The sequence below is a fragment of the Sphingobium chlorophenolicum genome (genome assembly GCF_000722875.1).
GTDB classification, from domain to species: Bacteria; Pseudomonadota; Alphaproteobacteria; order Sphingomonadales; family Sphingomonadaceae; genus Sphingobium; species Sphingobium chlorophenolicum.
Genome location: NZ_JFHR01000001.1, coordinates 264987 through 291707 on the forward strand (window position 1 = coordinate 264987; position 26721 = coordinate 291707).

Sequence of the window (26721 nt, forward strand, 5' to 3'; positions counted from 1 at the left end):
TTCCTGACCGAACCCTGACGGGATATGAGGATTGAAGATCAGGTCGCGGGAAAACGCAGCACCAGTTCACGGTCGGCCGGATCGGTCTCAAGCGTGCCGCCATGGGCCGCCATGATCCGGTCGACGATAGCGAGGCCGAGGCCGGCGCCATCCTTGCTCGCATGGTCGGCGCGGCGGTGGCGTTGCACAAGGTCGCGCAACCTTTCGAGCGCCAGCCCAGGGCCCTCGTCCCGCACGCCCAATAGCGCGTGGGGGCCGGCGAAGACCTGGATCGTGCCACCAGCCGGCGTCACGCGCGCGGCATTCTCGATCAGATTGCGCAGCGCTGCCGCAATCGCTTCGCGCCTGCCGTTCACGACCGCAGCCTGACCGCGGGTATCGAACGCGATCAGCTTGCCTTGTGCGATGATCCCCGGCGCCACGGCGCTGACGACCTCGCTCGCCACATCCGCGAGTGACACCTGTTCGGGAGCGGTCTGGGCGGCCTCCGCCGCGTCGATCTGCGCGAGCAGCATGAGTTGGTCGATCAGCCGGCGCATGGCCGCCACGTCTTCCTTGAGGCGCGCGGCGTCGTCATAGTCAAGCCGGTCGAGTTCGAGAGACAGGAGGGCGAGCGGCGTGCGCAACTCGTGCGCGACGTCGGCGGCGAACGCTTCCTGCCGCCGCGCGGCCTGATCGAGCCGCGCCAACAGATCGTTGACCGCATAGACGAAGGGTAGCGCCTCGGCGGGCATTTGCGACGCATCGATGCGGAACCCTCGTTCGTGGCCCTGTGCAGCCTCGATCCGGGCGGCGGCATCTTCCAGCGGTGCGAAGGCCTGGCGGATCACTCGGAGCACCATGATCGCGACGGGAACGAGCAGGACGACAAGCGGCAGAGCGACATGCTCAAGCATTTCCTTGATCGCGCGGATCATCGCCGCGCGTGCATCGAGATGTGTGAAGGTGACACTGTAGAAGAAGGCGACCGCCGCCAGCAGCAGAACGGTGCCCGCCACACCAATCAGGCCCAAACCGCGTTTGAGGCGCCGTGAGATGGAGCGCTGCACGGTCATGCCTTCCCGTCCTTCAGCATATAGCCGACACCCCGAACGGTATGGAGCGCGCCGGCCACGCCCGTGTCTTCGAGCTTGCGGCGCAGACGCGAAATGGCGGCTTCGACCGCATTGGGGGTCACCGGATCGTTGAAGCTGTAGAGCGCGTTCTCGATCACTTCGCGATGGACCACCGTGCCGGCTCGCCGCATCAGCAGTTCCAGAAGGTCCGCCTCGCGGCGCGAAAGGTCGATCTCGCGATCGCCAATGCTGGCAGAGCGGCTTGCCGTGTCGAAACGCAGCATGCCGACTTCGATGACGGGCTGGGTTCGAACGCCAGGCCGGCGCAGCAGGGCGCGGATGCGCGCGGCGAGCTCGTCGATCTCGAAGGGTTTGACGATATAATCGTCTGCGCCGGAATCGAGACCGGTGACGCGATCCTCCAGCGCCCCACGCGCGGTCTGGATGATGGCAGGCGGCATCTGCTGATATTTTCGGCGGCTCGCGAGCCAGTCGATCCCGTCGCCGTCGGGCAGGCCGAGGTCGAGTATGATGGCATCATAGCTCGCGCTGCCCATCGCAGCGTCGGCTTGTGCGAGATCATGGGCAACATCGCACACGAAGCCCCGGCGCTGAAGACCGTCGGCGATCAGTGCCGCCATTCGCTCATTATCTTCGACGATGAGAAGGCGCATGGGTTTAATGTAGACTTTCCACCAGGAACGAAAGGCAAGAAGGATTGAAGCTTTCTACCAGACCATCAACCGATGTTTTCAATCCCTTTCCTCGTGCGAACCGTGATGGGAATGGCGTTGCTGCGGCGCGAAGGCGGTCGGATCCACCATGACAATGGCGATGATTGCCAGAACGATCGCTGCGGCACCAAGTAGAGCCGCAAACAAGCCTGGTCCCCGAGCCTCACGCACATTCGGATAGAGGCTGTTCTTCTTGCGGCCGCTGATCATCGCGCGAACAAGGTTTTCGCCGGTGAGCAGCGACATCAACAGCACGGCGCCGACATGAAGCCCGATCAAAGCAAGCAGGCTGTAGGCGAGGGTTTCATGAAGGTCTTTGTCCATGCCGCCTGCCGCAACGCTGCTGCCGCTCCAGATGACGATTCCGGTCAATCCGATCAGCGCCACGACTGCGATCGCGCCCAGTGGATTATGACCCACGGAACGTCGAGGATGGCCAGCTAGAAGGTCGCGTGCATGGGTGGCGATTGCTGTTGGCCGAATGAAATTCACGAACCGGGCATGCTCGCCTCCGACGAAGCCCCAGATCAGACGGAACGCAAGCAAGGCAGCAGCAGACCATCCTGCGACCATATGCCACGATGCGATCGGACTATCGTCGTCGGAAGAGAGAAACGCGATCGAGATCGCTAGGACCAGCAGCCAATGGAATAGCCGTAGCGGCGTGTCCCAAACCTTGAATGTCCTTGTATATTCAGAATTTGTCATCACGTTCGCCTTTCCAGCTGGAAGGGCTACGGGTGTTCACTGACCGAATCCTGACGATGTGAGCAGCGTGGTTCAAACCACTGTTCCGAACAGCCTCCCGATGCCCGCGGTCGCAGCCAGGGCCAGCGCGCCCCAGAATGTGACCCGTAGGATTGATTTCATGGGGCGGGCGCCCCCGGCCCAGGCGCCAAGCGCGCCCAGCAGTGCGAGAAACAACAGGGTTGCCGCGACCTCGATTGCGACGAGGCTATCATGCGGAACGACGGCGACCAACAACAGGGGCATGAGGGCGCCTGTGCTGAAAGTTGCGGCGGATGTGAGCGCGGCCTGGATAGGGCGGGCGGTCACGACTTCGGAAATGCCGAGTTCGTCGCGGGCATGCGCGGCCAGCGCATCCTTTGCCATTAGTTCGTCGGCTACCTGCCGGGCCAGTTCCTCATTCAGACCGCGTTTGACATAGATGTCCGCCAGTTCCTGATGCTCGAGCACCGGTTGAACGGCGAGTTCACCTCTTTCCCGGGCGAGGTCGGCATTCTCCGTGTCCGCCTGAGAGCTGACCGAGACATATTCGCCGGCGGCCATCGACATGGCGCCTGCCACCAGCGCCGCCATCCCTGCGACCAGGATATTGGCCTTGCCCGCGCCGGAGGCTGCGACGCCGACGATGAGGCTCGCGGTCGAAACGATCCCATCATTGGCTCCCAGCACTGCCGCGCGTAGCCAGCCGATGCGTGACACCGCATGGCGTTCGGGATGGGATCTTAGTCGGCTCATGGTGTCCTTCGTAAAATGCCGTGAAAAAGTTCAACAGTCTTTCCTGACGAAACCCTGACGATGATTGGTAGCCGGCATAGCTCAGCAATCCCTACTTGAATCGGTCTACATTTGTCGCACCACGCTGAAATCGGCACTCGGTGAAGGGGCCGTCACGCTTGAATCCATAGAGATTGGAGAGACCCGGCCTAGTTCATGTGATCATGGCCTCCTGCAGGCGGCTCATGAGAGGCAGCGCCAATTCCAGATCATCCGGTTCGACGGCTGCCTCCAATATGGTTTCGACGTGCATGACGGCTATGTTCACAGCTTTGGCCTTCGCATGACCGCGGGGATCGATTTCGGAATCCGTCTTCTTGCGAAACTTCGGGGTGAAGAGACTGCAAAAATTACGTAACTCGCGATCGAATATGATCCAGCCCCCCGTTCGATACGGGTCGTCCACGTAATGCGAGTCCTGAACTAATCGCGACAGCGCGTGCGATTATGGGTGAGGATGCGGCCTATCAGGCCGCTTTGATCGCTGCGGAACGTCGCGTATGAGTGAGAGGCGCGTTAGAGGGGCTTACAAGCCGCATCAGCTTCCAGCCCAGGAAATAGCGGAACGGGAGCCGAACTGGGCAAGGATAACTTGCACTGCGTCGCTCAATAACTGCGGCAATCCCCATTCGGATAACGGAAACCGAGCGTATATTGCGAGATGAAGTGATACGGCCTTCCGCTCGAACATGATCGCCGTCGCTGGACAATGGAAGCCGTGGACCGAAAGGGAGGTCCACGAAATCGTAGCCCGATCACGGGAAAGGAATTATCTTTCCCGATTGCTGACCCACATGCTTGCCGTTTTTCGCTGGCGGATGATCGAACAAGATTGGCGGCGCCTCCTCTCGCTGCTTGCTCCGTCAAAGTGAGCGGTTTCGCGCGGGCATCGTCCCCAGTCTACCGTTTCGGCGCCTTTGGGCGCTGCGCGCGGATTTCCGCCAGCAGCACGCCAAGATATTTCTCAGCTTCGGCAGCTTCGCTTTCGGGATAGGCGGCCGTCATGCGTCCGCTCCAATAGCCATAGTCGACTGTCGTCAGGCTGGAACGCCATGGTTTGCCGTCGCGATAGCCGGTGAAAGTTCCGCGATAGGCCTTGAGGCGGCGATTGGTTGGGATCGTCGCCGGTCCTTCCGACACGATGGTCGGCGCGGCAAAATGGGACATCGTAGCCTGACGCATGATCATATAGTGGTCGCGTGGCGACATCTGGTCGATATGGACCACCGCCATCCGCACCACGATGCGATCGTCGCCGGTGCCGAGTGGCCGGTCGTAGCCGATGGCGATATACTCGCCGCCCGGATCGAATGCCCGTTCCCTGAGGCGGGTAAAGCCCTCGAATTCCTCCGGGAAGCGCAGGCCGCTGGCCACGTGGACAAGAGTTGTGCCGTCCGGCGCCAACTCAAATCCGTCGGGTACCGCGATTGCCGTGGCGTCGGCCGAAGGCGGCGCAGCGGGCGCGGTTTCAGCCAGTGACGGAGCCGCCGAGGACAGCCCCAGCAGGATGGCGGCGGCAAGGGAAACTGGAACGCGCAATGATCGGGACATCGAAGTCAAATCCTCTGGTGAGTATGTCGTAATTAGGCCGGTCTTCGCAATTATGGCAGGGGGCTGTTTGGAATCAGGCGGTAAGACGCTGCGATGGACGCGAAGTCGGGATTGCGCAACGTCATCGTTCGTTTGTATCCGCTTGGGCATCCTCGCCCGTGAGCACGGTCAGGGATGTGCCTGTACTCCCGCTTTCGAGGGTATCGGCCGTGACGATCAGCGTGCTTCCCGGTTTGAGCACCGACAGCAGGCCCCGTCTGAAGTCCTCGGGAAGGATTAGCCGCTCCCGGTCCTGCCGCGAGACTTCCCCCGTCTGTGCACCGCCAAATACAGGGAGGAACATCCAATGCGTCCCGTGTTCGTCGATGGAGGCGAGGTTGAAGGCCTGAAGGCCGGAGATCTTGCCGCGGATGGCGACAGGCGCCGAACCGATTTCGATGCCGTTTCGCAACACCACGGCGCGCTGGTCCGCCGCGCTGACGATTATGGAGATCGGCCCTGTGAGTGCTTTCTCTGGCTGCCAGACCGTCAAAAAGGCATTCCCGAACGACGAGCGCCGGGCCGTATCCTGCAGGATACGGGGAGCTGGGGCAAAGCGCGGAATCTCGCTTGCCTGCGTGATGATGACCGTCAGGCCAAGCTGCGTGACATCATAGAGGTGCTCGGCGAACGTCAGGGGAAACCGGATGCATCCGTGCGAGGCGGGATAGCCCGGAAGATTGCCGGCGTGCATGGCAATCCCGTCCCAGGTGAGGCGCTGCATGTAGGGCATCGGCGCGTCATTGTAGAGGTTCGATCTGTGCGCGACTTTCTTTTGGAGGATGGTGAAAACCCCGGTCGGCGTTTCGTGGCCGGCTGCGCCGGTGGAAACGGTCGAGATGCCGATCAGGACGCCGTTGCGATAGACATAGGCCCGCTGCCTGGCGAGGCTGACGATGATGACCACCGGACCATCGGGAGCCGCTTCGGGCGCCCACAGGAACTCTCCTGGCCGTAACGCTTCCACGCTCGCCGCGATCGATCCTGGATCAAGCGCCATAGCGCGGATCGGAGCGGCGGTCAGGCAGAGCGCGGCAGTCATGGTGCCGGCAAGAAGCGTTCGGCGCGAGAAGCGTGTCGATGGTGCGTGGGATGCGCCGGCCGTTGCCACGGCAGTGAGCGTCGGGGTTCGCAATATGATGTCTGGTGTTGTGATTTTATCCATCCTCTTCTGATCAGGCCATAATATCGGTCTGCTTCGCGACGGCCAGCGAATCCTTGCCGAAGAACATTTCTGTCCGTCCTGCAAATACACGGCGACACGTTCCTTGGTTGGCGGACCACTGCTGATATGTTGCGTCGATATGACCCCGCGAACGATTCTGTTTCCAACCGATTTTAGCGGTCGCTGCGACCGAGCCCGCGACCGCGCGATACAGCTGGCGAGCGAGTGGCGCGCACATCTGGTTCTTCTCCACGTTCAGAGGGATCCCGATCCCGCAGACATGCTCGACGGACTGCAGGCCGCCGAGAGTCGCCTTCATGCCCGCTTGCGGGCGGAGGTGGCGGACCCGGATATTCCGGTCGAGACACGCCTCGCCACCGGCGCCGTCTCGCAGGCGGTGCTGGAAGCGTCAACCGCATGCGGGGCGGATCTCATCGTGACCGGCATCTCGCGCCATGACGATATCGGGGATTTCCTGATCGGCACGACCGTGGAGCGCATGATACGCCATGCTCATGCGCCGGTGCTTATCGTGAAGGAAAAGACCCAGCACCACTATCGCCGGGTCTTGGTCGCAACCGATTTCTCCGGCTGCTCGGCCCAGGCGCTTCGCACGGCCATGGCCGCATTCCCCGCTGCCGAGATCACTCTCGTTCACGCCTATCACGTGCCGCTGGAGGCACTTCGGGGCCGGGAAGGGCCGGCAGCTGCGCTGCAGGCCAGGATAGCCTATGATCTGGATGCCTTTCTGGACAGGACCGATCTGCCCGCCGACGCACGCGACAGGCTGGATATCAATGTCGACTATGGCGAGGTTTGCGAGGTTGTCCGCAATCATGTGAAGCTGAGCGAAACCGACCTGGCCGTGATCGGAACGCACGGTCGATCGGCCCTGACGGTGGCGGTGCTCGGCAGCACGGCGCGGGCGCTGCTCAGCCGTCTCGATTGCGATGTCCTGCTCGTGCGCCAGCAGCCGCAGGCGGATGCTGCCGTCTGATCCGGATCGTCATCCTTGCCTGCCTGGGCTTCGTCGCGGCGTCGATGCTCGCGACTTGGGTCTACGGCCTGTTCGCCAGTCGCGCGCAGGGGGAGCCTTCCTACGCACTGTCGATCGAACGCGGCCGGACGCCGCTCGATCAGCGTATCGGCGCCACGACGGATGCGCACCCCGGTGAGAGCGGCCTGCTTTTGCTGGACGAGAATCTCGACGCCTTCGCGGCACGTGGATTGTCGGCGCGCAAGGTCGAGCGCTCGCTCGATCTGATGTATTACATCTGGCACGACGATCTGACCGGCCGCCTTCTTCTGGCCGAGGCCCTGTCCGCGGCCGATCGCGGCGTCAGGGTGCGGATCCTGATCGACGACATCGGCACCAGCCATACATCTGATGCGATGATCGCCATGGCGCATCATCCGCATATCGAGATCCGTATCTTCAACCCGACCCGGGCGCGGCAGGGCGGCTTGCGGCGCGGCATCGAAATGATGCTGCGCGCCTTCAGCGTGACCCGGCGCATGCACAACAAGGCCTGGATCGCTGATGGCCGCGTTGCCATCCTTGGCGGGCGCAATATCGGCGACGCCTATTTCGATGCCGCGACGCAAACCAATTTCCGCGACATGGACGTGCTGGTGATGGGGCCAGCCGTCGCCCAGACGGAGAAGATCTTCGACGATTACTGGAACAGCGGCCTGGCGTTGCCGGTCGATAGGCTTTCGCCCTTGAAAGATCCTGGCGCGGCGCTGACGCGGATCGCCGCCGAATTGAGCAACGCTGCCAATGAGGCTGCCGCGCGCCCCTATCTGGAGCGCATCGCCAAACGGCTCTCGCTTCTCGATCCCGAGACCACGCGGCCCGACTGGACTCGCGCCGCCCGCGTGATCGCCGATCCGCCGCGCAAGGTGCTGGGCAAGGAGGGCAAGAACTGGCTGATGCACGACCTGCTGCCGGTCTTCGATGCGGCGCGGGAAAGGCTTGAAATCACTTCGCCCTATTTCATCCCCGGCGAGGAAGGCACGGCGGCGCTCGCCGCGATTGCGGCAAAGGGGGTTTCGGTCTCGGTCCTGACCAATTCTCTTGCGGCAACCGATGTCGCCGCGGTCCATGGCGGTTATGCGCGCTACCGTGTTCCGCTGCTCGAGGCAGGGATCAAGCTCTGGGAATTGCGCCCCGAGCATCAGGAGCGGGACTTTTCCCTGCGAGGATCGAGCCGGGCAAGCCTGCACACCAAGGCTTTCACTGCCGACGGGCATATGGGGTTCATCGGCTCGATGAACCTGGATCCTCGTTCGGCTTCCCTCAACACGGAAATGGGCGTCCTCTTCGAGTCCGAGGCCCTGGCCCGGAAGATGGCTGCCATCTGGCAGCGCGATACCGCGCCCTCCCGCAGCTATGAGGTCTGTCTGACGTCGGATGGCGACGTGGCATGGGCCGGGAGCCGGAACGGCGTGCCCGTCCGATACGACCGGGAACCGGAAGCCTCGTTCTGGCGCAGACTAACCGCACAGGCCATTGGCCTTCTGCCGCTGGAATCGCAGCTTTGACCCAAGCAGGCTTTCGGCGCCGTCTTCAATTTTGCGTGTTGCCGACGAATGGACCGTCTGCGACGGGGACCTGTTTCCTTGAGATCATGCGCTTGAGCGCGGATCGTTGTCGGAGCGCAGAAATCTGCTCCAGTCGATCTGGGCGAGCGCAGCAAGCAGGATGATCATGCCGATCTGCATCGCGATGCCCCACGGACTGGTGAGGCGCTCGGTAAAGACGTCACCCAGGCTCGATTTGCGGATCACGCCTGCTGTCGCGGCATAGATCGAATAGGAGACGAGACGCCCGACGAAAAACGCTGCTGTGAACTTCCCCAGCCTGATACCCGCAAGGCCGGCCGCTTCGAACAGTTGCGCCGAGGGAAGCGGAGAGAGCGCGAACAACGCGAGCCCGAAAATCGCGCTTTTCGGTCGGTCCTCGACGACTTTTTTCGCTGCTTCGAGGTTGCGCTTTTGTTTCGCGGGCAAATAGTCCTTGAGAAATCGAAAGCCCCAGGCAAGCAGCAAACGTCCAAGAGCGGCCGCGAGCGCGCCAATGAACACGATCAAGGCGACAGGCAGATCGGTCGTCAGGCCATAGAGAACGATGATCGACCATGTCGGGGGACCGAACGCGGGCAACAGGTTGATACCAAGGACGATCAGGAAGAGAATCAGGCACGCGGTCATTTCGCCTTCGGCGTTATCGCATTTGCGCAGGGTCAGCGAGCCGGATGGGAGAGGTGTCTTTCAGCCTGTCAATCCATGCGTCTACTTCTCGACGCGCGTCCAGATCTGCGACCGGCACCCGATGCGCCCGACGAGGCAGCCGTTCGCCTCGAGCCTGTTGCTGTCGAGTACCGTGACGCGCCCGGTGAAGGTCCGGCCGATATCGGGCACGAAAACGCGGCCGCGCCACACGCCGGGCTGCTCCTGCTCGAAATCACGAAACAGCTGTGCGCCCACCAGAGGATCCGGGCTGCCCTTGCGCGCATCGGCTTTCGCCTTGTCGTTAGCCCAGACGACGACACCGCACATCCTGTCGTCGCACGGTTGCGCGCGGATATGCACACTGTTTGCAGGGTTGCGCCAGATAGTCCCGGAAATGCTCGATGCCGGAGCATTTCCGACCGTTGCCGCCAGGATGAGCAAGACCGAAAGCGGTTTGTATCCTCCGATCATCCTGGCGTTTCCTTTGTTGTTCGGGGCAGGGCACCCTTGCCGCACTAAGTCTATAGCTTACCGATGCGGCGCAGACCCATGGCGAGGATGATGAGGAAGGTTCCTCGCAGCAGGAAGCTCAGGCCGACCGCCAATGCCAGGAAGGCAAGTCCGGTCGCGGGATCGCTGAACAGGAGGAGACCGCCCAGAACAGTGTCGAGAACGCCGAGTAGCAGGCGCCAGCCCCGGTCATGCGCAGACTGGAATGCGCCGACGATTTCGAAAACGCCGATGATGAGCAACCAGGCGCCGATCAGCGCGACGAGCGTCAAGGCCCCGGCGAAGGGATTGAAGAAAGTGATGGCGGCCGCGACGAGGCTCAGCACGCCGAGGAGGATCTCGATCCAGCGTGCGCGCCGGGAGAGCGAGGACAACCCGGCCGCGATAGCCAGTATTCCGTATATGAGGAGCGCCACGGCAAGGAAAACACCTGTCGCGAAGCCCGTCGCGATTGGGTTGAGGAGCGCAAAAACGCCGATCAGGATCACGAGCAGCCCATAAGCCAGGACCCAGCCCCAACTGGTCTCCAATGCCGGGTCGGCCATACCATAGGGGCTGGAATAGCGCCTCGATTGTGACGGCATGTGAAGGGCTCCTTCTTGGTGACTCGGAACTTTTGCTGTGAGCGTGTCGACTATTGCCAGAGTGCAACCTCAAGTCGAGCAGGAAGCGCTGATGTCGCAGGAGGCGTCGCTCAAGTGCGTGATGTGCATGAAGGCGGGTTTCAACGCACCAGTGCCACGCCCAGACGAAAACGGGTCGTATGGCGATCATAGTCGAGCAGATTCTCGCCATAGCCGATGAAGCTCTGGCCGAAGAGATAGAAGTCGGGTCCCCCGCCCAATAGCCGCGAGAGCGGATAGGAAAAATCGGCGGCGAGTGCGCCTTTGCCGCTGGAGACGCTGAACCGCGTGGATGTCGTAAGGCGTAGGCCGTCATCTTTCCCGACTTCCAGGAAGAGCGAGCTATTGCCTCTGTAGCGGCGGATATCGGGATTGTCGGATTTGTCGCCGACAAGGAGGGAGAAGCGCGGAGCTACCGACAGGCGATAGCCGCCGCCGAGCGGGAAGGCGGCCATCGGCGCCACATAGAGCGTGTTGAGGCTGCGGGAATCGAGACCGGAGCGACCGTTGGATTCATGGCGAAAGCCGCCCTGTGCGCTCAGCGAGATGCCGCGTGTCAACGTAGCTGAAGGGGTCAGGTAGAAGAGTTCCGGCTGATAGTCGATGTTACGAAACGGCGAGGAATCCGCGCCAAGATCCCAGAACATGCGCTGGGTATAGGCAAAATGCAGTCCGTCGCGCCAGGAAAGTGGCAAGCCCTGGGCGCGTCTCGTTCCGAAAATCTGATATTTGAAGCTGATCTGGATGCGTGCGGCGCTGTCGGTGCCCGGACCATAGACAGCATAGATCGGTTCATAGGCCGACAGGTTGGCGAAAAAGGCGTTGCCCGCCGACCGGTCCGAGGGAGGCGGCACAGCCTTGTTTTCCAACCCCGGCGCGTTGGGAGGCCCGGATTGCGCGGAGGTGTTCGTGGCTATTTGCGCCCCTCGGTCCGCGGGCCGCAATGCCAGCGTGATCTGCCGCGTGCCCCATGCGGGAACGGAGATCGCGGCGCCTTCCAGCGACAGATTGGTCCTCCGCGCAAGCCGGTAGGTCGCGCGCGTGAAACCGCCAGGTGGAATGATCGGGTTTGGAGGCGTCGTCGCCATGCGCTCCAGCCAGGCGGTGCGAGAGACGCCGCTCTGCTCCACCTGCGCTTCGATGCGGTCCGGAAGGGCCATGCCCTGCGGATCGCCGCTGTCATTGAGCAGGCGCAGATCGACTAGGACAGCGCCGGTTTCGTCCTCCTGCCCGGCATCGCTGATCAGGATTTCGACGGGCGATGCGGCATGAGCCGCGGCAGGGACGGCAAGCGCGATGGTGGCAAGGCTTATCGCGCGCCTCATGATGGATTCTCCCCCAGCACGTGCAAGGTGTGGAGCGCGATCATCCGTTCCTCGTCGGTGGGAATGACGCGCACCGCGACATGGCTGCCGGGCGTGCTGACAAGCGGGGCGCCGGCAGCGTTCGCCTGTTCGTCGAGTTCCACGCCCAGCCATGCGAGGCGTGCGCAGATACGCTGGCGCATCGCGGCGTCGTTCTCTCCGATCCCGGCGGTGAAGACGATGCCGTCCAGCCCGCCCATCGACGAGGCGAGCGCGGCCGTCTCGCGCGCGGCGCGCCAGGCGAACAGCGCCATGGCTTCTTCCGCTTCCGGCGCATCGCTGGCCGCGAGCGCCCGCATGTCGCTCGACAGGCCGGACACGCCGAGCAGGCCGGACTGCCGGTAAAGCATGTCCTCCACATCGGCCGCGCTCATGCCCATGCGGAGCTGAAAGTGCAGGATCACGCCGGGATCGATAGTGCCGCAGCGCGTGCCCATCACCAGGCCGTCGAGCGCAGTGAAGCCCATGGTCGTATCGACGCTCCTGCAGTCCCGCATGGCGCAGAGGCTGGCCCCGTTGCCCAGGTGCGCCGCGACCACGCGGCCCGCGGCCAGCGCCGGGTCGATCTCCGCGAGACGCATTGCGACATATTCATAGGACAGGCCGTGAAAGCCGTAGCGGCGGATGCCCTGATCGTGGAACTTGCGCGGGATGGCCAGGCGCGAGGCGACGTCCGGCTTGTCGTGGTGGAAGGCCGTATCGAAGCAGGCGACCTGCGGCAGGTCGGGTTTCAGCTTCGCGATCGCGCGGATCGCCGCGAGGTTGTGCGGCTGATGCAGCGGGGCGAGGGGGCACAGCGTTTCCAGCCTGTCCAGCAGGTCGGCATCGACCAGGCGGGGCGTGACGAAGTCCAGGCCGCCATGCACCACGCGATGGCCGATGGCGATCACGTCCCGCCCTTCCAGCGGATGGTCTCCTGCCCAGGCGAAGAGGTCCATAAGCAGGTCGGCATGGCTGAGCGCGGCGCCGTCCGGCCAGTCCCGCTCGATGAGCGTTTCCCCCGTCGCGGAGCGGGCCCGCAGGCTGGGCGCGATGCCGATCTTCTCGATCTTGCCGCCTGCCGAGAGCGTCAGCCCGTCCCGGCCATCGAGCGTGAACAGCGAGAACTTGATGCTGGACGAACCGGAGTTGATGGCGACGACGGCTTTCATGCGCTCGCCGCTCCCGGCAGGCCGGGCGCGGCCTTGGTGGCGGCGCGCGCCATCAGCACCGCGACCGCGCAGGAGGCGAGGCGGGTGCGCAGGCTGTCGGCCCGGCTGGTGAGGATGATCGGCACGCGCGCGCCCATCACGATGCCCGCCGCGTCCGCGCCGCCCAGGAACGTCAACTGCTTGGCCAGCATATTGCCCGCTTCCAGGTTGGGCACGACGAGGATTTCGGCCTTGCCCGCCACCAGCGAGACGATGCCTTTCTCCTTGGCGGCGGCTTCGCTGATCGCGTTGTCGAAAGCCAGGGGCCCGTCCAGAATGCCGCCCGTGATCTGCCCGCGATCCGCCATCTTGCACAGGGCGGCAGCGTCCAGCGTGGATTGCATCGCGGGATTGACCGTCTCCACGGCGGAAAGGATCGCCACTTTCGGCTTCTCGATGCCGATGACATGGGCAAGGTCGATGGCGTTGCGGATGATGTCCGCCTTTTCATCGAGCGTCGGGGCGATGTTGATCGCGGCATCCGTGATGATGAGCGGCGTCGGATGGCCCGGCACGTCCATGATATAGGCATGGCTGATCCGCCGTTCGGTCCGCAGGCCCGTGGCGGAGCGCACGATGGCGCCCATCAGTTCGTCGGTATGGAGCGAGCCTTTCATCAACAGCTTCGCTTCGCCGCCGCGCACCAGGTCCACGGCCTTTGCCGCCGCTTCGTGGCTATGGGCGGCGGATACGATGCGGAAAGGCGAAATGTCCTTGCCGGCGTCTTCGGCCGCCTTGCGGATCTTCGCTTCCGGCCCGACCAGGATCGGCATGATGAGATTGGCTTCGGCGGCTTCAATCGCGGCCAGCATGGCGGCCGCGCTGCAGGGATGAGCCACCGCCGTCGGTTCCGGCACGCCATTGGCGGTCATCTCGATCAGCTTGCGGTAGCCGTCATGGTCGCGCAGGCTGACCTCCGGCAGCGCCGCACGGGGGCGGCGGACCTTCTCGGCCGGCGCCTTGACTTCGGCCTGGCCGCTGATGACTTCCTCGCCGTCCTGGTTGACGCAGCGGCAATCGAACAGGATATCATGGTGCGCGCGTTTTTCCGCCACCGTCACCGACGCCGTGATCGTGTCGCCAAGGCCTACCGGCCGCGTGAACTGCAGCGACTGGCTGAGATAGATCGCGCCGGGGCCGGGCAGTTCGGTGCCCAGCACGGCGGAGATGAGACCGCCGCCCCATAGTCCGTGCGCGATGACGCGGCGGAACATGTCGGTCGCGGCATAGTCGGCGTCCATATGCGCCGGGTTCACGTCGCCGGACACGAGCGCGAAAAGCTGGATGTCCTCTTCGGTCAGCGTGCGCGAGATACTGGCGGTATCGCCCACTTTTATCTCGTCGAAGGTGCGGTTCTCGATCATGGTTCCGTCAGTCATTGCTCAATGCTCCAGCACATAATGGCCGGGAGCATCGGCGATCGCCGCATAGCCCTTGTCCGCTGCGCCCATGGGCGGCGGCGCACCAGGTTCTCCCGAACGCGCGGCCAGCCATTCTCCCCACGCCGTCCACCATGAGCCTTGCTTTTGCTCGGCGCGGCTTGCCCATTCTTCGGGATCGTAGGAGGTGCCGTCGACCTCGCGGGTCAACACGCGGTAGCGGCGGCCCTTGTGGCCCGGTTCCGAAACGATGCCGGCATTGTGCCCGCCGCTGGTCAGGACGAAAGTGATCTCGGCCCCGGTCAGCAGGTGGATCTTGTGGACGGAATGCCACGGCGCGACATGATCGCGCTCGGTTCCGACCACGAACAGCGGTTTGCGGATGGAGGCAAGGTTGATGGTTCGCCCATCCACCCGGTATTTTCCTTCGGCCAGGTCGTCGTCGAGGAACAGGCGGCGCAGATACTGGCTGTGCATGGCATAGGGCATCCGTGTGCCGTCGGCGTTCCAGGCCATGAGGTCGTTCATCGGTTCGCGCTCGCCCATCAGGTAGGTGGCGAGCACACGCGACCAGACCAGGTCGTTGGAACGCAAGACCTGGAAGGCGCCGCCCATCTGGCTGCTGTCCAGATAGCCCCGGCTCCACATCATGTTCTCCAGCAGGTTGAGCTGGCCTTCGTCGATAAACAGGCCCAATTCCCCCGGCTCGCTGAATTCCGTCTGTGCGGCCAGCAGTGTGACGCTGGCGAGCCTGTCATCTCCGTCGCGCGCCATGGCCGCGGCCGCGATGGAAAGCAGCGTGCCGCCAAGGCAATAGCCCATGGCATGGATGCCCGTCGCGCCGGTGATCGCCGTCACCGCATCGAGCGCCGCCATCGGTCCGAGGTGCCGGTAGGCGTCCATGTCGAGGTCACGGTCGGCACTGCCGGGATTGTGCCACGAAATCATGAACACGGTGAAGCCTTGCGCCGTCAGCCAGCGGACCAGCGAGTTCTCGGGCGACAGGTCGAGAATATAGTATTTCATGATCCACGCGGGCACGATCAGGATTGGCTCGGGCCGCACGGTGTCCGTGGTCGGTTCATACTGGATCAGTTCGATCAGCTTGTTGCGGTAGACGACCTTGCCTTTGGCAGTGGCGACGTTTTCGCCCACGCGAAAGGCTTCGGCGCCGACCGGCGGCAGGCCGCGCGCCATGTGCTGCATGTCCTCGACCAGGTGCCGGAAGCCGTCGACCAGGCATTGGCCACCTGTTTCCGCGATCTTGTGTTGGAGAACGGGATTGGTGGCGAGAAAGTTGGTCGGCGCGAGCATGTCCAGCATCTGCCGTGCGGCGAATTCCACCATGTCTTCATGATGTTTCGAGACACCGCCAATGCCTGTCGTCGCGGCGTGCCACCATTGCTGGTTGAGCAGGAAGGCCTGAGCGACGAGATTGAAAGGTAATTCTTTCCAGGCGGGATCGGCGAAGCGCCGGTCCTGCGGCAATGGTTCGATGGCCGGTTCGGCCTCGCTGTCTTCCATGCGGCGCTGCAGATAGTCGAAAAGCCGGGCATGCTTGCGGATGGCCTTGGCGCCAAGCTGCATTTGTTTGCCCGGCGACGTGGCGAGATGAATCCCCCAATCGGCCATGGCAAGCAGGAGCGTGGCCGGCGAAAGGCCGAAAGTCGTCTGCGCGATGGCCGCCGATGCCGTGCGGTCGAGCGTTTCGCTGATTCCGTCCAGCGGATCGTCGGAAGGCGGAGGGGACGTGGCCATGACTATATACTCCGAGTTCCGCTGGAAGGTGCCTCGTCTCTCCGACAGGATTCCACAGCAGATGTTTGGGCCGCCCCTCCCGGTTCTTCTTATGCCGAACGGTACTGCATAGGTAAGATAGAATGCAAGCCGCACGGAGCTTGGTTGCGACCGGACGGCTGTCTGACGGCCAGTCGCAACCGCGGGCGCGGGGATATTCGGCCATGGCCTGCTGGAGAAAAAGGAGCCTCAATCATTGAGCGTAAAGCCACTAGGTATAGTTCACGATGGCGATGCATTGCCTGGAGATACAGTGTACGGCGGTCGTCATCCCGGGCAATTTTGCGGGAAATTGAAGGAGAATGGATGATCCGCGAGATCGCCATGATGGCAGCGGTTGCGCTGGTGCTGGCCGGCCGGGATGGAGACGCGTACTGACCCGGCTTTTGAGGGACCTTGGCGGAAATCTCGGGCATGATGCCCAACTCGTATCGCCGGCCGCGCGTTCGGAGAGCGAGCCGCTTGCGCCCGCGTCAATCGGACCGGTCGCAGTCGAGCGCGCGCCGACGGTTCTTTCGATCGCCGGGATCGAGAAGTCCTTTGGCAAGCGGAAGGTGCTTGACGATGTCGCGCTCGAAGTGCGGGCAGGCGAAATCGTGGGGCTTCTGGGGCCAAACGGGGCCGGCAAGACGCTCTGCTTCTATGCGATTGCCGGCCTGATGAGCGTGGATGCCGGCAGGATCGAGATTGGCGGTCAGGATGTCACCGCGCTTCCCATGGATCGAAGAGCGAAGCTGGGCCTCGGCTATCTTCCCCAGGAAGGATCGATCTTCCGCGGCATGACGGCTGCGGAGAATATCGCGGCCGTGCTCGAACTGCATATCGCCGATCGCGATGTAGCTGCCGCGCGGCTCGATGAACTTCTTGCCGAGTTCAATATCGCCCACATTCGCGACGTTCCCGCACAGCGGTTGTCCGGCGGGGAACGCAGGCGCTGCGAGATCGCCAGGGCCATGGCGGCAGCGCCCTCGGTTATCCTGCTCGATGAACCGTTCGCGGGCATCGATCCCATGTCGATCGCCGACGTCAAGGCGATGGTGCGAAAGCTCAAGCGAGAAGGCGTGGCGATCCTTCTGACCGACCACAATGTGCATGAGATGCTCGAACTGGTCGAGCGGGCCTATATCATCGATCAGGGCAGGATGCTGTTCGAGGGCGGCCCAGAAGCGGTACTCGACAACCCCGAAGTCCGGCATCGCTATCTTGGCGAGGGCTTCAGGATGTGAGGCGGTTACCGCGCCCTTCGTTCAGGAACGGAATGGCCTTTGCCATGAGGTCGAGCGCTCGCTCGATATAGGCAGCCTTTGTCCGGGTGGTGTTGTGCAGATCATGGCGCTGCAGGATGCGCTGGCGCGGCACGGTGACCAGCGCGTCGAAGAGAAAAGCAGCGAGGAACGGAAGATCGCCTGCTTCCTCGCTGTTCGGTTCGCTCGCCTCGGCAAGGATCGTCTGCATCAGATCGATGCCGAACTGGGTGCCGATCGCGGGCTGTGCCCGCATCATGCCCGGATTGTGGTTTGCCAGCCAGATGATGAGCGCTTCGATGCCCACGACATCGCCTTGAAGCGACAGGTCGAGCATCCTGCGAGCGATATAGGCGATTTTTTTGCGGGTGCTTCCTCGAGGGACCGATGCCGCGATCGGATCGAGATAGCGGGCAAGGCCGTGTTCCATGGCGGCGACGAGCAGGGCGAGCTTTGAGCCGAAGCGGGAATAGAGCGTTCGCTTCGATGTCTGTGCGGCGGCGGCGATAGCTTCCATACTCGTACCCTCGACGCCGCCGGCGATGAATTGGGCAAGCGCCGTCTCGAGGATATGATGTCCAAGCCGGGCTGCGACCTCCTGTGGCGGCCTTCCTCCCCTGGGATCGCGGGCAGGCAGACGCGAGCCGGTTCCCGATGCGGCGCCGTCATCTTTCATGAATCGCTCGCGGCCCATCGCTGCTTCATTCCAGCTTTCGCGCTTGATCGGCAAGTGATACCGGGCAATATCAAAACCACTAAGTGTAGATACTAATAGTCCGGAGAGGTGCTTGCCCATAGGCGTACCGCCTGTTTGAACCAGAATGGAACCGGACTAGATGGCTCGCCGCGCTCATATTACTGGCCGTTTATGCGGGTTCCGGGCCGTCATGGCGGCGATGATCGTGCCATCTTTCCTGTCCGGCTGTTCCTTCGCGCCGCCCAATGTCCGGCCGGCCCAGCCGGTGCCGCAGGACTATCCCGCGCCAGCCGCGCTGGGCGCGTCCATCGCGCGGATCGGTTGGCATGATTTCTTCCGGGAAGAGCATCTGCGTGCGCTGATCGCGGCCGCGCTGGAGAACAACCGCGATATCCGTATCGCCGCGGCCCGCGTCGATCAGGCGCGCGCGGCCTGGCGTATCGAGGGCTCGGCGCTCTATCCCGAACTCAACGCCGTCGGCACCGGCACGCGGGGTCGTTCCATCATCAGCCTGCCGGGCGCAGGCACGCAGAGCTATGACATCAAGCAGGTCACCGCGCAGGTGAGCGCGAGCTGGGAAATCGATTTCTGGGGCCGTCTGCGCAACCTGAACGACGCCGCGCGCAATCGTTATCTGGCGACGGAAGAGGCGAAGCGCGCCGTTGCCACCGGCCTGATCGCGCAGGTCGCCAATGGCTATCTGCTGGAGCGCGAATATGAGGAACGCCTCGCGCTTGCCCGGCGGACGATCGTCACGCGCGAGGACTCGCTGCGGATCATGCGTCGCCGCTATGAAGTTGGTTCAGGTTCCAAACTGGAAATGACCCAGGCGCAGTTGCTGCTGGCGCAGGCGCAGGATGCGCTGCAAGCGCTTGAGCAGGACCGCGACGTGAACCGCAACGCGCTGGCGCTGCTGGTCGGGCGGCCCGTGGAGATCGTGCCTGGGCCCCTCGGTCTTGCCGAAACCGGACCGGATATCGCCCTTCCGCCGGGCTTGCCCTCCGACCTTCTGGTCAACCGGCCTGATATCGTGGCGGCGGAATATCAATTGCGGGCGGCCAACGCCGATATCGGCGCGGCGCGGGCGGCGTTCTTTCCCAATATCAGCCTGACGGGTGCCTTCGGCACGGCGAGTTCCGATCTCGACGGGCTGTTCGGCGACGGGAGCCGCGCGTGGAGCTTCACCCCGACGATCGCCCTGCCGCTGTTCAATGCGGGCCGCCTTTCCGGCAACCTCGATCTGGCGAAAGCGCGGCAGGTCGAAGCCGTGGCCAGCTATGAAAAGACCGTGCAGGGCGCGTTTCGTGATGTTTCCGACGCGCTGGTCCGGCGCCGGCAACTGGCGTTGCGGATCGACACCGCGCGCAGCTCGCTGGACGCCTTGCGCGAACGGGCTCGGCTGGCCGGGTTGCGGTTCGACAACGGGCGTTCGGCCTATCTGGAAGTGCTGGACGCGCAACGCGACCTTTTCGACACCGAACAGGCGCTGATCCAGTTGCGCCGCGCTCATCTGGCGAGCGGCATAGCCCTCTACGCGGCGCTTGGCGGGGGTCCCGCCGAAGTCGTCCACGACAGCAACGATCAAGGCGGAGAACACAGGTGATGACGGCGTCCCGGAAGACATGGCTCATCAGGGGCGGCATCGCGGCGGCGCTCGTCGTTGTAGCTCTGCTCCTTTGGCAGGTGCTCAAGCCCGGCGATTTGCCCGAAGGCATCGTCGGCGGTAACGGCCGGATCGAAGCGGTTGAAATCGACGTTTCCGCCAAATCGCCCGGCCGCATCCGCGAAATCCTGGTCGACGAAGGCGCGTTCGTGCAGGCGGGGCAAGTCGTCGCCCATATGGATACGGACGTGCTGAGTGCCCAGAGGGCCGAAGCCGAAGCGCAACTGGCGCAGGCGCTGAACGGCATCCAGATCGCGACCAGCCAGGTCGCGCAGCAGCAGAGCAACCGGGCGGCGGCTCTCGCCGGCGTCCGCCAGCGTGAGGCGGAGCTGAACGCGGCGCGCAAGCGGCTGGCGCGATCGGAAACGCTGGCGCGAGAAGGTGCGACCGCCGTGCAGGAACGGGATGACGATCAGGCCCGCGTCGAAGGCGCGGCGGCGGCAGTGGAGGCCGCTCGCGCCCAACTCGCGGCCGTCGACGCGGCGATCACGACGGCGCGCAACCAGGTGATCGGCGCGCGTTCGCAGGTCGATGCCGTGCGCGCCACCATCCAGCGGATCGAGGCCGATATCCGCGACAGCGACCTCAAGGCGCCGACGGCCGGCCGCGTGCAATATCGCGTCGCCCAGCCGGGCGAAGTCGTGGGTGGCGGCGGGCGCGTGCTCAACCTGGTCAATCTGGGCGACGTCTACATGACCTTCTTCCTGCCGGAAACGGTCGCGGGCAAGGTGGCGCTGGGCAGCGATGTACGCATCGTGCTCGATGCGCTTCCGGATCGTGCGATCCCTGCGAAAGTCAGCTTCGTTGCCGATGTGGCCCAGTTCACGCCCAAGACGGTGGAGACGCAAAGCGAGCGCCAGAAACTGATGTTCCGCGTGAAGGCGCAGATCGATCGCAAGTTGCTCGATCGCTATATCACCCAGGTCAAGACCGGCCTTCCGGGCATGGCCTATGTGCGGATCGATCCGAAATCCGAATGGCCCGCGAAACTGACCGTCAACGTGCCGCAATGACGGAAGCTGTCGCCCGCGTTTCGGGCGTGAGCCTGCATTACGGCAAGGTGCTGGCGCTCGATGATGTGAATCTTGAAATCCCCGCCGGGCGCATGGTGGCGATGATCGGCCCGGACGGCGTCGGCAAGTCCAGCCTGTTTTCCCTGATCGCGGGCGCGCGAGCCATCCAGGAGGGCCGGGTCGAGGTGCTGGGCGGCGACATGGCCGAGGCCCGCCACCGCAACGCCGTGTGTCCGCGCATCGCCTATATGCCGCAGGGGCTGGGCAAGAACCTCTATCCTACGCTCTCCATCGACGAAAATCTCGAATTCTTCGGGCGGTTGTTCGGGCAGGACGCGGCCGAACGCGAGCGCCGCATTGCCGACCTCACCGAAAGCACGGGCCTCGCGCCGTTCCGCAAGCGCCCGGCGGGCAAGCTTTCGGGCGGCATGAAGCAGAAGCTCGGCTTGTGCTGCGCGCTCATCCACGATCCCGATTTCCTGCTGCTGGATGAGCCGACAACCGGCGTCGATCCCATGTCGCGCGCGCAATTCTGGGATCTGATCGACCGCATCCGCGCGAACCGCCCGCACATGAGCGTGCTGGTCGCCACGGCCTATATGGAAGAGGCCGAACGCTTCGACTGGCTGATCGCGATGGACGCGGGAAAGGTGCTGGCCACCGGCACCGCAGCCGACTTCTATGCACGCACCGGCGAACAGTCGCTGGAACAGGCGTTTATCTCGATGCTTCCCGAGGAGCGCCGCCGCGGGCACAAGCCGGTGGAAATTCCGCCGCGCAGCGACGGCGGCGAGGCCGAGATCGCCATCGAGGCGCAGGGGCTCACCATGCGTTTCGGCGATTTCACGGCAGTCGATCATGTCGATTTTCGCATCGAGCGCGGCGAGATCTTTGGATTCCTCGGCTCCAACGGCTGCGGCAAGTCAACCACCATGAAGATGCTGACCGGCCTGCTGAAAGCCAGCGAAGGCCAGGCCTGGCTGTTCGGCCGCGAGGTCGAGAATGACGACATGGCGACGCGCCGGCGCGTCGGCTATATGAGCCAGGCCTTCTCGCTCTACTCGGAACTGACGGTCCGGCAGAACCTCGAGCTGCATGCCCAGCTCTTCCATGTTCCCGCCGAAGACGTGCCGGCCCGCGTGAGGGAAATGGCGCAGCGGTTCGGCCTGGATGGCATCATGGATGCGTTGCCCGGCGCCTTGCCGCTGGGCCAGCGCCAGCGGCTCAGCCTAGCCGTCGCCATGATCCACAAGCCGGAAATGCTGATCCTCGATGAACCGACGTCCGGCGTCGATCCGATCGCGCGGGACCAGTTCTGGCAGATGATGATCGACCTGTCCCGGCGCGACAAGGTGACGATCTTCATTTCCACGCACTTCATGAACGAAGCGGAGCGGTGCGACCGCATATCGCTGATGCATGCGGGCAAGGTGCTGGTCAGCGACACTCCCGCCGCCATTGTCGAGAACCGCGGCGCGGCGGACCTGGAAGAAGCGTTCATCGCCTATCTTCAGGATGCGAGCGGCGAGACGCCGACAGAAAAGAGGGACGATCCGGTTCCTGCGGGCGCGCCTGCCGCGGCCGATCAGGACATTTCGGCTGCACCGGCCCGCTCCCCATGGTTCATGCGGCGCCGGATGATGAGCTATGCCCGGCGCGAAGGGCTGGAATTGCGCCGTGATCCCATCCGCGCCACTCTGGCTCTGCTCGGCAGCGTCATCCTGATGTTCATCATGGGCTATGGCATCAGCATGGACGTGGAGGACTTGCCGTTCGCCGTGCTGGACCGCGACGGCACGACCACCAGCGAGAACTACGTCCTCAACCTGGCCGGATCGCGCTATTTCATCGAACGGCCGCCGATCACCGACTATAGCCAGTTGGACCGGCGGATGCGCTCGGGCGAACTGAGCGTGGCCCTGGAGATTCCGCCCAATTTCGCGCGCGACCTGCGCCGGGGCGTGCCGGTGCAGATCGGTGTATGGGTCGATGGCGCCATGCCGCAGCGGGCTGAGACCGTGCAAGGCTATGTCCAGGCCCTGCATGCCCACTGGCTCAGTGAAATGGCCGTGCAGGAAACAGGTGCGCGGCCATCGATGGGTCTCGTCAATATCGAGCTGCGCTATCGTTACAATCCGGACGTGAAAAGCCTTGTGGCCATCGCGCCGGCCGTGATTCCGATGATGCTGCTCTTGTTCCCGGCGATGCTGACGGCTTTGAGCGTGGTGCGGGAAAAGGAGCTGGGATCCATCGTCAATTTCTACGTGACGCCGATCAGCAAGGTGGAATTCCTGCTGGGCAAGCAGCTTCCCTATGTCGCGCTCGCCATGCTGAACTATGTCCTGCTGGTGTTCCTCGCCGTCACGATGTTCGGCGTGCCGTTGACGGGCAGTTTCCTCGCGATGACGCTGGGCGCTCTCTTCTATACGCTGTCGGCGACGGCCATCGGCCTGCTGTTCTCCATCTTCATGCGCAGCCAGATTGCCGCGATGTTCGCCACCGCCATCGGCACGATCCTGCCCGCCGTGCAGTTTTCCGGCCTGATCAACCCGGTGTCCTCGCTCGAGGGGGCGGGCGCGGTGATCGGATCGATATATCCCGCGACCTGGTTCGTCACCATCTGCCGCGGCGTCTTTTCCAAGGGGCTGGGGTTCGCCGACCTCTGGCCCGACCTTCTCGTGCTGTTCGCGACGTTTCCCGTCATCCTGGCGCTGTGTGTCGCGTTGCTGCGCAAGCAGGAGAGCTGATATGCGCCACGCGGCCAACATCTACCGGCTCGGCATCAAGGAACTGCGCAGCCTGTGGCGCGATCCGATGATGCTGTTCCTGATCCTCTATTCGTTCTCGGTGGGGATCTACGTCGCGGCAACCGCCATGCCGGAAACGCTGCACAAGGCGCCTATCGCGATCGTCGATGAAGACCAGTCGCAGCTTTCCAGCCGGATAACCGGCGCCTTTTATCCGCCGCACTTCACGCCCCCTTCGATCGTGGGACTGAACGAAGTGGACAAGGGGCTGGATGCCGGGCGCTATACGTTCGCTCTCGACATCCCGCCCGATTTTCAGCGAGACGTACTTGCGGGACGCCAACCCGGCTTGCAGCTCAACGTTGACGCTACGCGGATGAGCCAGGCTTTCACGGGCGGCGGCTACATCCAGCAGATCGTGCAGGGCGAAGTTGCCGAATTCATGAAAGGCACGCGTGCGAGCACGCCGGTCCCGGTCGAGCTGGCGCTGCGCGTGCGGTTCAATCCTACGCTGGCGCAAAGCTGGTTCGGCGCGGTCATGGAAATCATCAACAGCGTCACCATGCTGTCGATCGTGCTGACGGGCGCGGCCCTGATCCGCGAGCGCGAGCACGGCACGATCGAACATTTGCTGGTGATGCCGGTGACGCCATTCGAGATCATGGCCAGCAAGGTCTGGGCCATGGGGCTCGTTGTCCTGGTCGCCTGCGCTTTCGCGCTTTTCGCGATGGTGGAAGGGGTACTGTCCGTTCCCGTCGAAGGGTCGATCGCGCTGTTCCTCGCCGGAGCGGGGCTGCACCTGTTCGCCACGACCTCCATCGGCATCTTCATGGGGACGATCGCGCGCTCCATGCCGCAGTTCGGCTTGTTGCTGATGCTGGTGCTGCTGCCGTTGCAGATGTTGTCCGGCGGTTCGACGCCGCGCGAAAGCATGCCTGAGTTCGTCCAGACGGTCATGTTGGCCGCGCCCACCACCCATTTCGTGAAGATGGCGCAGGCCATCCTTTACCGGGGCGCGGGCTTTGACGTGGTCTGGCCCCAGTTCCTGGCTATCATTGCTATCGGCGCGATCTTCTTCGCCATTGCGTTGGCGAGGTTCCGGCGAACCATCGGCACGATGGCGTGAGGAGGCAGTCGAATGTCAGAACACCAAATTGCGTGGGGCATCGTAACGATGCTTCAGACTAACGATTGCCGAACGGTTCCGCGCAGGTTTCGCAGGAGAATAATACCGGCGGCGGTGTCACGGATCCTGAGCCAGGTTTTCGAAACAGCGAATCCACGATTGCCCTAGCAGCCTCACGCGTCAGCCATAGCGCTGGCTGACGGCTGTGAATGCCCCCTATCTCCCATAGGTATCACAACGGCTTCTTCTGGCACGTTTGCCGGTGCACGGCCAACACAACCCAAGGAGGATGCCATGTATGTCAATGCCAGACTGCGTGAGACACTCTCACGCTTCAATGTCGCTTCTTCAATGGAAGCGCTGCTCGCCGCCTTAGCTGATGCCGCCACGAAAATGGGCTTCCCCTATGTCGCGATGATCCAACATGGCGGCCTCCCACGCTTGGTCGAACGGGCGCTGGTTATTACCAACTATCCGGCGGAGTTCGTGCGTTTCTACACCGAGAGCCACGCGTACGTCATCGATCCAGTCTATGAGGTGAGCCAGTTGCTGGACCGCCCGTTCAGCTGGGACGAGATTCCCGGTTATGTCGATCTCACAGGCACACAATCAGCCCTGTTCGAAGAAGCGCGGCTGCATGGTCTCGTCCACGGTGTCACCGTGCCGCTCCACATACCGAGCGAATCCCATGCGTCTTGCACTTTCGCACGCGCGGAGCCGATCATGGCTTCGCCATCGCTACTGACGACGCTCCACATCGTCGCTGCCTTCGGGTTCAAGGCGGGCCTCAGACTACATCATGCCTCGCGCGGACATGACGTACCCAGGCTCACGCGCCGCGAAGCTCAATGCACGGCATTGGTCGCCGTCGGCAAGAGCGATTGGGAGATCAGCCAGATACTCGGTCTGAGCGAGACCTCGGTGCGCTATTTCGTCTCCCACGCAAAGCAGCGTTACGGCGTCTACAAGCGCTCAGAGCTTGTCGCCAGGGCGCTCATCGACGCGCAGATCCTTCGAAACGACCAAGGGATCATTGAGGCTGGACCCCGCCGCCCGCGCCACAGGGCGAAACGGCGCAGTCCTTGACAGTCCTGTCGGTGTCGCCGTGTTGCGCATCCCGTCAATTGGCCCGCGAACCGCCATGCCTAGGGCGGATAAGTGTATTGACCTACGGTCGCACGATCCAGTTTGCCGAGCTCTGATAATGCCAAGCAAGGCTTAGCTAATTTCGAAATTAATAAACTCGACAGTAGTTTCCCAATCTGTCAAAATGCATAGCATGGCTTCGCAAACATTAGGAAAATTAAACCGGCTGCAACGGGATCTCCCAGAGAGCCTGCTGGTCGACGCGGCATGGATGGAAGCCCATGGTTACTCATCATCGCTGCGGAGCCAATATGTTCGCGCGGGATGGCTCGATAGCCCGACCCGGCGCGTCTATCGCCGCTCGCGTGGACCGCTCACCTGGGAACAGGCCGTTATCTCACTGCAATCCCTGTTGGACCTGCCTTTGACAGTTGGCGGGCGCACAGCGCTCGAACAGCAGGGCTACGCTCATTATCTCTCCATAACGGTGCGCGAAGTCCATCTCTATGGGCCAAGCCGGCCGCCGACATGGCTCGACAGCCTGCCACTCGATGTCTCGTTCCGCTGGCATAACAGCCTCCGGCTGTTTCCAGTCGACGGCGAGATTCCTCCCGAGCCTGCGCCCCGGATGTCCAGCACCGCCGGCACGACCTTGCCGATCCGCTGTTCGAGCAAGGAACGCGCCGTTCTCGAACTGCTCGATGAGCTTCCCCATGAGAGCTTCCATCAGGTCGACATGCTGATGGAAGGAATGAGCGACCTCAGCCCACGTCGCCTTCAGACACTTCTTGAGGCGTGCGCGAGCGTAAAAGTGAAGCGTCTCTTCCTCTTCTTCGCGGATCGCCATGGCCATGCCTGGCGTTCGAAGCTCGATGTTTCCCGCCTGGATCTCGGATCGGGCAAACGCGTCCTGGTCAAAGGAGGGAAGCTCGACCGGCGCTACAACATCACCGTGCCCTCCGACCTGGCGGGAGAATAGCTGT

The 26721-nt window shown here is 63.2% G+C and carries 24 protein-coding genes and 1 pseudogene; 10 read left to right on the forward strand and 15 right to left on the reverse strand.

What is annotated here, in order from left to right:
* Window positions 1–38: 38 nt before the first annotated feature.
* The 5 genes from BV95_RS01285 to BV95_RS01305 all read right to left on the reverse strand — a co-directional run bounded on the left by BV95_RS01285 (window position 39) and on the right by BV95_RS01305 (window position 3716).
* A complete protein-coding gene (locus tag BV95_RS01285; RefSeq protein WP_021246263.1) occupies window positions 39–1055 on the reverse strand; it encodes a sensor histidine kinase in 1017 nt (338 codons plus the stop codon).
* Window positions 1052–1729, reverse strand: coding sequence for a response regulator (locus BV95_RS01290; RefSeq protein ID WP_021246264.1), 678 nt, complete (start codon window positions 1727–1729; stop codon window positions 1052–1054). The genes BV95_RS01285 and BV95_RS01290 overlap by 4 nt, the downstream gene beginning before the upstream one ends.
* A gap of 78 nt (window positions 1730–1807) precedes the next feature.
* Window positions 1808–2497 (reverse strand): cytochrome b/b6 domain-containing protein, encoded by a 690-nt coding sequence (locus BV95_RS01295; RefSeq protein ID WP_030538173.1) that lies wholly within the window; start codon window positions 2495–2497, stop codon window positions 1808–1810.
* A 72-nt stretch (window positions 2498–2569) separates the two neighbouring features.
* On the reverse strand, window positions 2570–3271 hold the full coding sequence (locus tag BV95_RS01300) for a VIT1/CCC1 transporter family protein (RefSeq protein WP_030538172.1): 702 nt from the start codon (window positions 3269–3271) through the stop codon (window positions 2570–2572).
* Window positions 3272–3464: 193 nt separating this feature from the next.
* Window positions 3465–3716 (reverse strand): hypothetical protein, encoded by a 252-nt coding sequence (locus BV95_RS01305; protein WP_021246267.1) that lies wholly within the window; start codon window positions 3714–3716, stop codon window positions 3465–3467.
* A 280-nt stretch (window positions 3717–3996) separates the two neighbouring features.
* Here BV95_RS01305 and BV95_RS24005 point away from each other — a divergent pair.
* A pseudogene (locus BV95_RS24005) lies at window positions 3997–4182 on the forward strand (DUF7079 family protein); the annotation flags it as partial.
* A gap of 28 nt (window positions 4183–4210) precedes the next feature.
* Here the strand turns inward: BV95_RS24005 and BV95_RS22585 are convergent.
* Window positions 4211–4861, reverse strand: a complete 651-nt coding sequence (locus BV95_RS22585; RefSeq protein ID WP_051749579.1) for a hypothetical protein — start codon at window positions 4859–4861, stop codon at window positions 4211–4213.
* A 121-nt stretch (window positions 4862–4982) separates the two neighbouring features.
* Window positions 4983–6065, reverse strand: coding sequence for a L,D-transpeptidase (locus BV95_RS01315; RefSeq protein ID WP_081856543.1), 1083 nt, complete (start codon window positions 6063–6065; stop codon window positions 4983–4985).
* Between the two features lie 139 nt (window positions 6066–6204).
* Here BV95_RS01315 and BV95_RS01320 point away from each other — a divergent pair, with 139 nt between their 5' ends.
* Both BV95_RS01320 and BV95_RS01325 read left to right on the forward strand, forming a co-directional pair.
* Window positions 6205–7062, forward strand: coding sequence for a universal stress protein (locus tag BV95_RS01320; protein ID WP_021690797.1), 858 nt, complete (start codon window positions 6205–6207; stop codon window positions 7060–7062).
* 44 nt (window positions 7063–7106) lie between these two features.
* Complete coding sequence (locus tag BV95_RS01325) at window positions 7107–8609, forward strand: phospholipase D family protein (RefSeq protein WP_051743722.1); 1503 nt, start codon at window positions 7107–7109, stop codon at window positions 8607–8609.
* A gap of 84 nt (window positions 8610–8693) precedes the next feature.
* Here BV95_RS01325 and BV95_RS01330 read toward each other — a convergent pair whose 3' ends face one another.
* The 7 genes from BV95_RS01330 to BV95_RS01360 form a co-directional block, all read right to left on the reverse strand.
* On the reverse strand, window positions 8694–9278 hold the full coding sequence (locus BV95_RS01330) for a hypothetical protein (protein WP_021246272.1): 585 nt from the start codon (window positions 9276–9278) through the stop codon (window positions 8694–8696).
* Window positions 9279–9359: 81 nt separating this feature from the next.
* Window positions 9360–9770: a DUF2147 domain-containing protein gene (locus BV95_RS01335; RefSeq protein ID WP_021246273.1), complete on the reverse strand. Its 411-nt coding sequence runs from the start codon at window positions 9768–9770 to the stop codon at window positions 9360–9362.
* A gap of 50 nt (window positions 9771–9820) precedes the next feature.
* The gene (locus BV95_RS01340; protein WP_021246274.1) at window positions 9821–10393 is read right to left on the reverse strand and encodes an HdeD family acid-resistance protein; all 573 of its coding nucleotides are present in this window, start codon (window positions 10391–10393) and stop codon (window positions 9821–9823) included.
* A 140-nt stretch (window positions 10394–10533) separates the two neighbouring features.
* Complete coding sequence (locus BV95_RS01345; RefSeq protein WP_030090399.1) at window positions 10534–11757, reverse strand: phospholipase A; 1224 nt, start codon at window positions 11755–11757, stop codon at window positions 10534–10536.
* Window positions 11754–12947 (reverse strand): acetate/propionate family kinase, encoded by a 1194-nt coding sequence (locus tag BV95_RS01350; protein ID WP_030090400.1) that lies wholly within the window; start codon window positions 12945–12947, stop codon window positions 11754–11756. Before BV95_RS01350 ends, BV95_RS01345 begins: the two co-directional genes overlap by 4 nt.
* Entirely contained in the window at window positions 12944–14365 is a 1422-nt protein-coding gene (locus BV95_RS01355) for a bifunctional enoyl-CoA hydratase/phosphate acetyltransferase (RefSeq protein WP_030090401.1), read from the reverse strand. The genes BV95_RS01350 and BV95_RS01355 overlap by 4 nt, the downstream gene beginning before the upstream one ends.
* Before the next feature lie 3 nt (window positions 14366–14368).
* A complete protein-coding gene (locus tag BV95_RS01360) occupies window positions 14369–16123 on the reverse strand; it encodes a PHA/PHB synthase family protein (protein ID WP_030090402.1) in 1755 nt (584 codons plus the stop codon).
* Window positions 16124–16638: 515 nt separating this feature from the next.
* Here BV95_RS01360 and lptB point away from each other — a divergent pair.
* The gene (gene lptB, locus BV95_RS01365) at window positions 16639–17388 is read left to right on the forward strand and encodes an LPS export ABC transporter ATP-binding protein (protein ID WP_047169120.1); all 750 of its coding nucleotides are present in this window, start codon (window positions 16639–16641) and stop codon (window positions 17386–17388) included.
* On the opposite strand, the gene BV95_RS22595 is transcribed toward lptB, so the two are convergent.
* A complete protein-coding gene (locus BV95_RS22595; RefSeq protein WP_051749582.1) occupies window positions 17378–18136 on the reverse strand; it encodes a TetR/AcrR family transcriptional regulator in 759 nt (252 codons plus the stop codon). The genes lptB and BV95_RS22595 overlap by 11 nt on opposite strands.
* A 157-nt stretch (window positions 18137–18293) precedes the next feature.
* On the opposite strand from BV95_RS22595, the gene BV95_RS01375 reads away from it, so the two are divergent.
* The 6 genes from BV95_RS01375 (at window position 18294) to BV95_RS01400 (ending at window position 26717) form a co-directional block, all read left to right on the forward strand.
* A complete protein-coding gene (locus BV95_RS01375) occupies window positions 18294–19706 on the forward strand; it encodes an efflux transporter outer membrane subunit (RefSeq protein ID WP_232037389.1) in 1413 nt (470 codons plus the stop codon).
* A complete protein-coding gene (locus BV95_RS01380) occupies window positions 19706–20779 on the forward strand; it encodes an HlyD family secretion protein (RefSeq protein WP_021246282.1) in 1074 nt (357 codons plus the stop codon). Before BV95_RS01375 ends, BV95_RS01380 begins: the two co-directional genes overlap by 1 nt.
* Window positions 20776–23526 (forward strand): ribosome-associated ATPase/putative transporter RbbA, encoded by a 2751-nt coding sequence (rbbA, locus tag BV95_RS01385; protein WP_030538167.1) that lies wholly within the window; start codon window positions 20776–20778, stop codon window positions 23524–23526. Before BV95_RS01380 ends, rbbA begins: the two co-directional genes overlap by 4 nt.
* 1 nt (window position 23527) lies before the next feature.
* Window positions 23528–24652 carry an ABC transporter permease gene (locus BV95_RS01390; RefSeq protein WP_030090407.1) on the forward strand — a complete coding sequence of 375 codons (1125 nt, stop codon included), beginning with the start codon at window positions 23528–23530 and terminating at the stop codon, window positions 24650–24652.
* Between the two features lie 294 nt (window positions 24653–24946).
* A complete protein-coding gene (locus BV95_RS01395; RefSeq protein WP_013846843.1) occupies window positions 24947–25738 on the forward strand; it encodes a helix-turn-helix transcriptional regulator in 792 nt (263 codons plus the stop codon).
* 193 nt (window positions 25739–25931) lie between these two features.
* Entirely contained in the window at window positions 25932–26717 is a 786-nt protein-coding gene (locus BV95_RS01400; protein ID WP_021690794.1) for a type IV toxin-antitoxin system AbiEi family antitoxin, read from the forward strand.
* Window positions 26718–26721: the final 4 nt, after the last annotated feature.

Coding starts and splice junctions, on each gene's coding strand:
- BV95_RS01285 (WP_021246263.1), bottom strand. CDS start 1,055: ATGACCGTGCAGCGCTCCATCTCACGGCGCCTCAAACGCGGTTTGGGC.
- BV95_RS01290 (WP_021246264.1), bottom strand. CDS start 1,729: ATGCGCCTTCTCATCGTCGAAGATAATGAGCGAATGGCGGCACTGATC.
- BV95_RS01295 (WP_030538173.1), bottom strand. CDS start 2,497: ATGACAAATTCTGAATATACAAGGACATTCAAGGTTTGGGACACGCCG.
- BV95_RS01300 (WP_030538172.1), bottom strand. CDS start 3,271: ATGAGCCGACTAAGATCCCATCCCGAACGCCATGCGGTGTCACGCATC.
- BV95_RS22585 (WP_051749579.1), bottom strand. CDS start 4,861: ATGTCCCGATCATTGCGCGTTCCAGTTTCCCTTGCCGCCGCCATCCTG.
- BV95_RS01315 (WP_081856543.1), bottom strand. CDS start 6,065: ATGGATAAAATCACAACACCAGACATCATATTGCGAACCCCGACGCTC.
- BV95_RS01320 (WP_021690797.1), top strand. CDS start 6,205: ATGACCCCGCGAACGATTCTGTTTCCAACCGATTTTAGCGGTCGCTGC.
- BV95_RS01325 (WP_051743722.1), top strand. CDS start 7,107: ATGCTCGCGACTTGGGTCTACGGCCTGTTCGCCAGTCGCGCGCAGGGG.
- BV95_RS01330 (WP_021246272.1), bottom strand. CDS start 9,278: ATGACCGCGTGCCTGATTCTCTTCCTGATCGTCCTTGGTATCAACCTG.
- BV95_RS01335 (WP_021246273.1), bottom strand. CDS start 9,770: ATGATCGGAGGATACAAACCGCTTTCGGTCTTGCTCATCCTGGCGGCA.
- BV95_RS01340 (WP_021246274.1), bottom strand. CDS start 10,393: ATGCCGTCACAATCGAGGCGCTATTCCAGCCCCTATGGTATGGCCGAC.
- BV95_RS01345 (WP_030090399.1), bottom strand. CDS start 11,757: ATGAGGCGCGCGATAAGCCTTGCCACCATCGCGCTTGCCGTCCCTGCC.
- BV95_RS01350 (WP_030090400.1), bottom strand. CDS start 12,947: ATGAAAGCCGTCGTCGCCATCAACTCCGGTTCGTCCAGCATCAAGTTC.
- BV95_RS01355 (WP_030090401.1), bottom strand. CDS start 14,365: ATGACTGACGGAACCATGATCGAGAACCGCACCTTCGACGAGATAAAA.
- BV95_RS01360 (WP_030090402.1), bottom strand. CDS start 16,123: ATGGCCACGTCCCCTCCGCCTTCCGACGATCCGCTGGACGGAATCAGC.
- BV95_RS01375 (WP_232037389.1), top strand. CDS start 18,294: ATGGCGGCGATGATCGTGCCATCTTTCCTGTCCGGCTGTTCCTTCGCG.
- BV95_RS01380 (WP_021246282.1), top strand. CDS start 19,706: ATGACGGCGTCCCGGAAGACATGGCTCATCAGGGGCGGCATCGCGGCG.
- rbbA (WP_030538167.1), top strand. CDS start 20,776: ATGACGGAAGCTGTCGCCCGCGTTTCGGGCGTGAGCCTGCATTACGGC.
- BV95_RS01390 (WP_030090407.1), top strand. CDS start 23,528: ATGCGCCACGCGGCCAACATCTACCGGCTCGGCATCAAGGAACTGCGC.
- BV95_RS01395 (WP_013846843.1), top strand. CDS start 24,947: ATGTATGTCAATGCCAGACTGCGTGAGACACTCTCACGCTTCAATGTC.
- BV95_RS01400 (WP_021690794.1), top strand. CDS start 25,932: ATGGCTTCGCAAACATTAGGAAAATTAAACCGGCTGCAACGGGATCTC.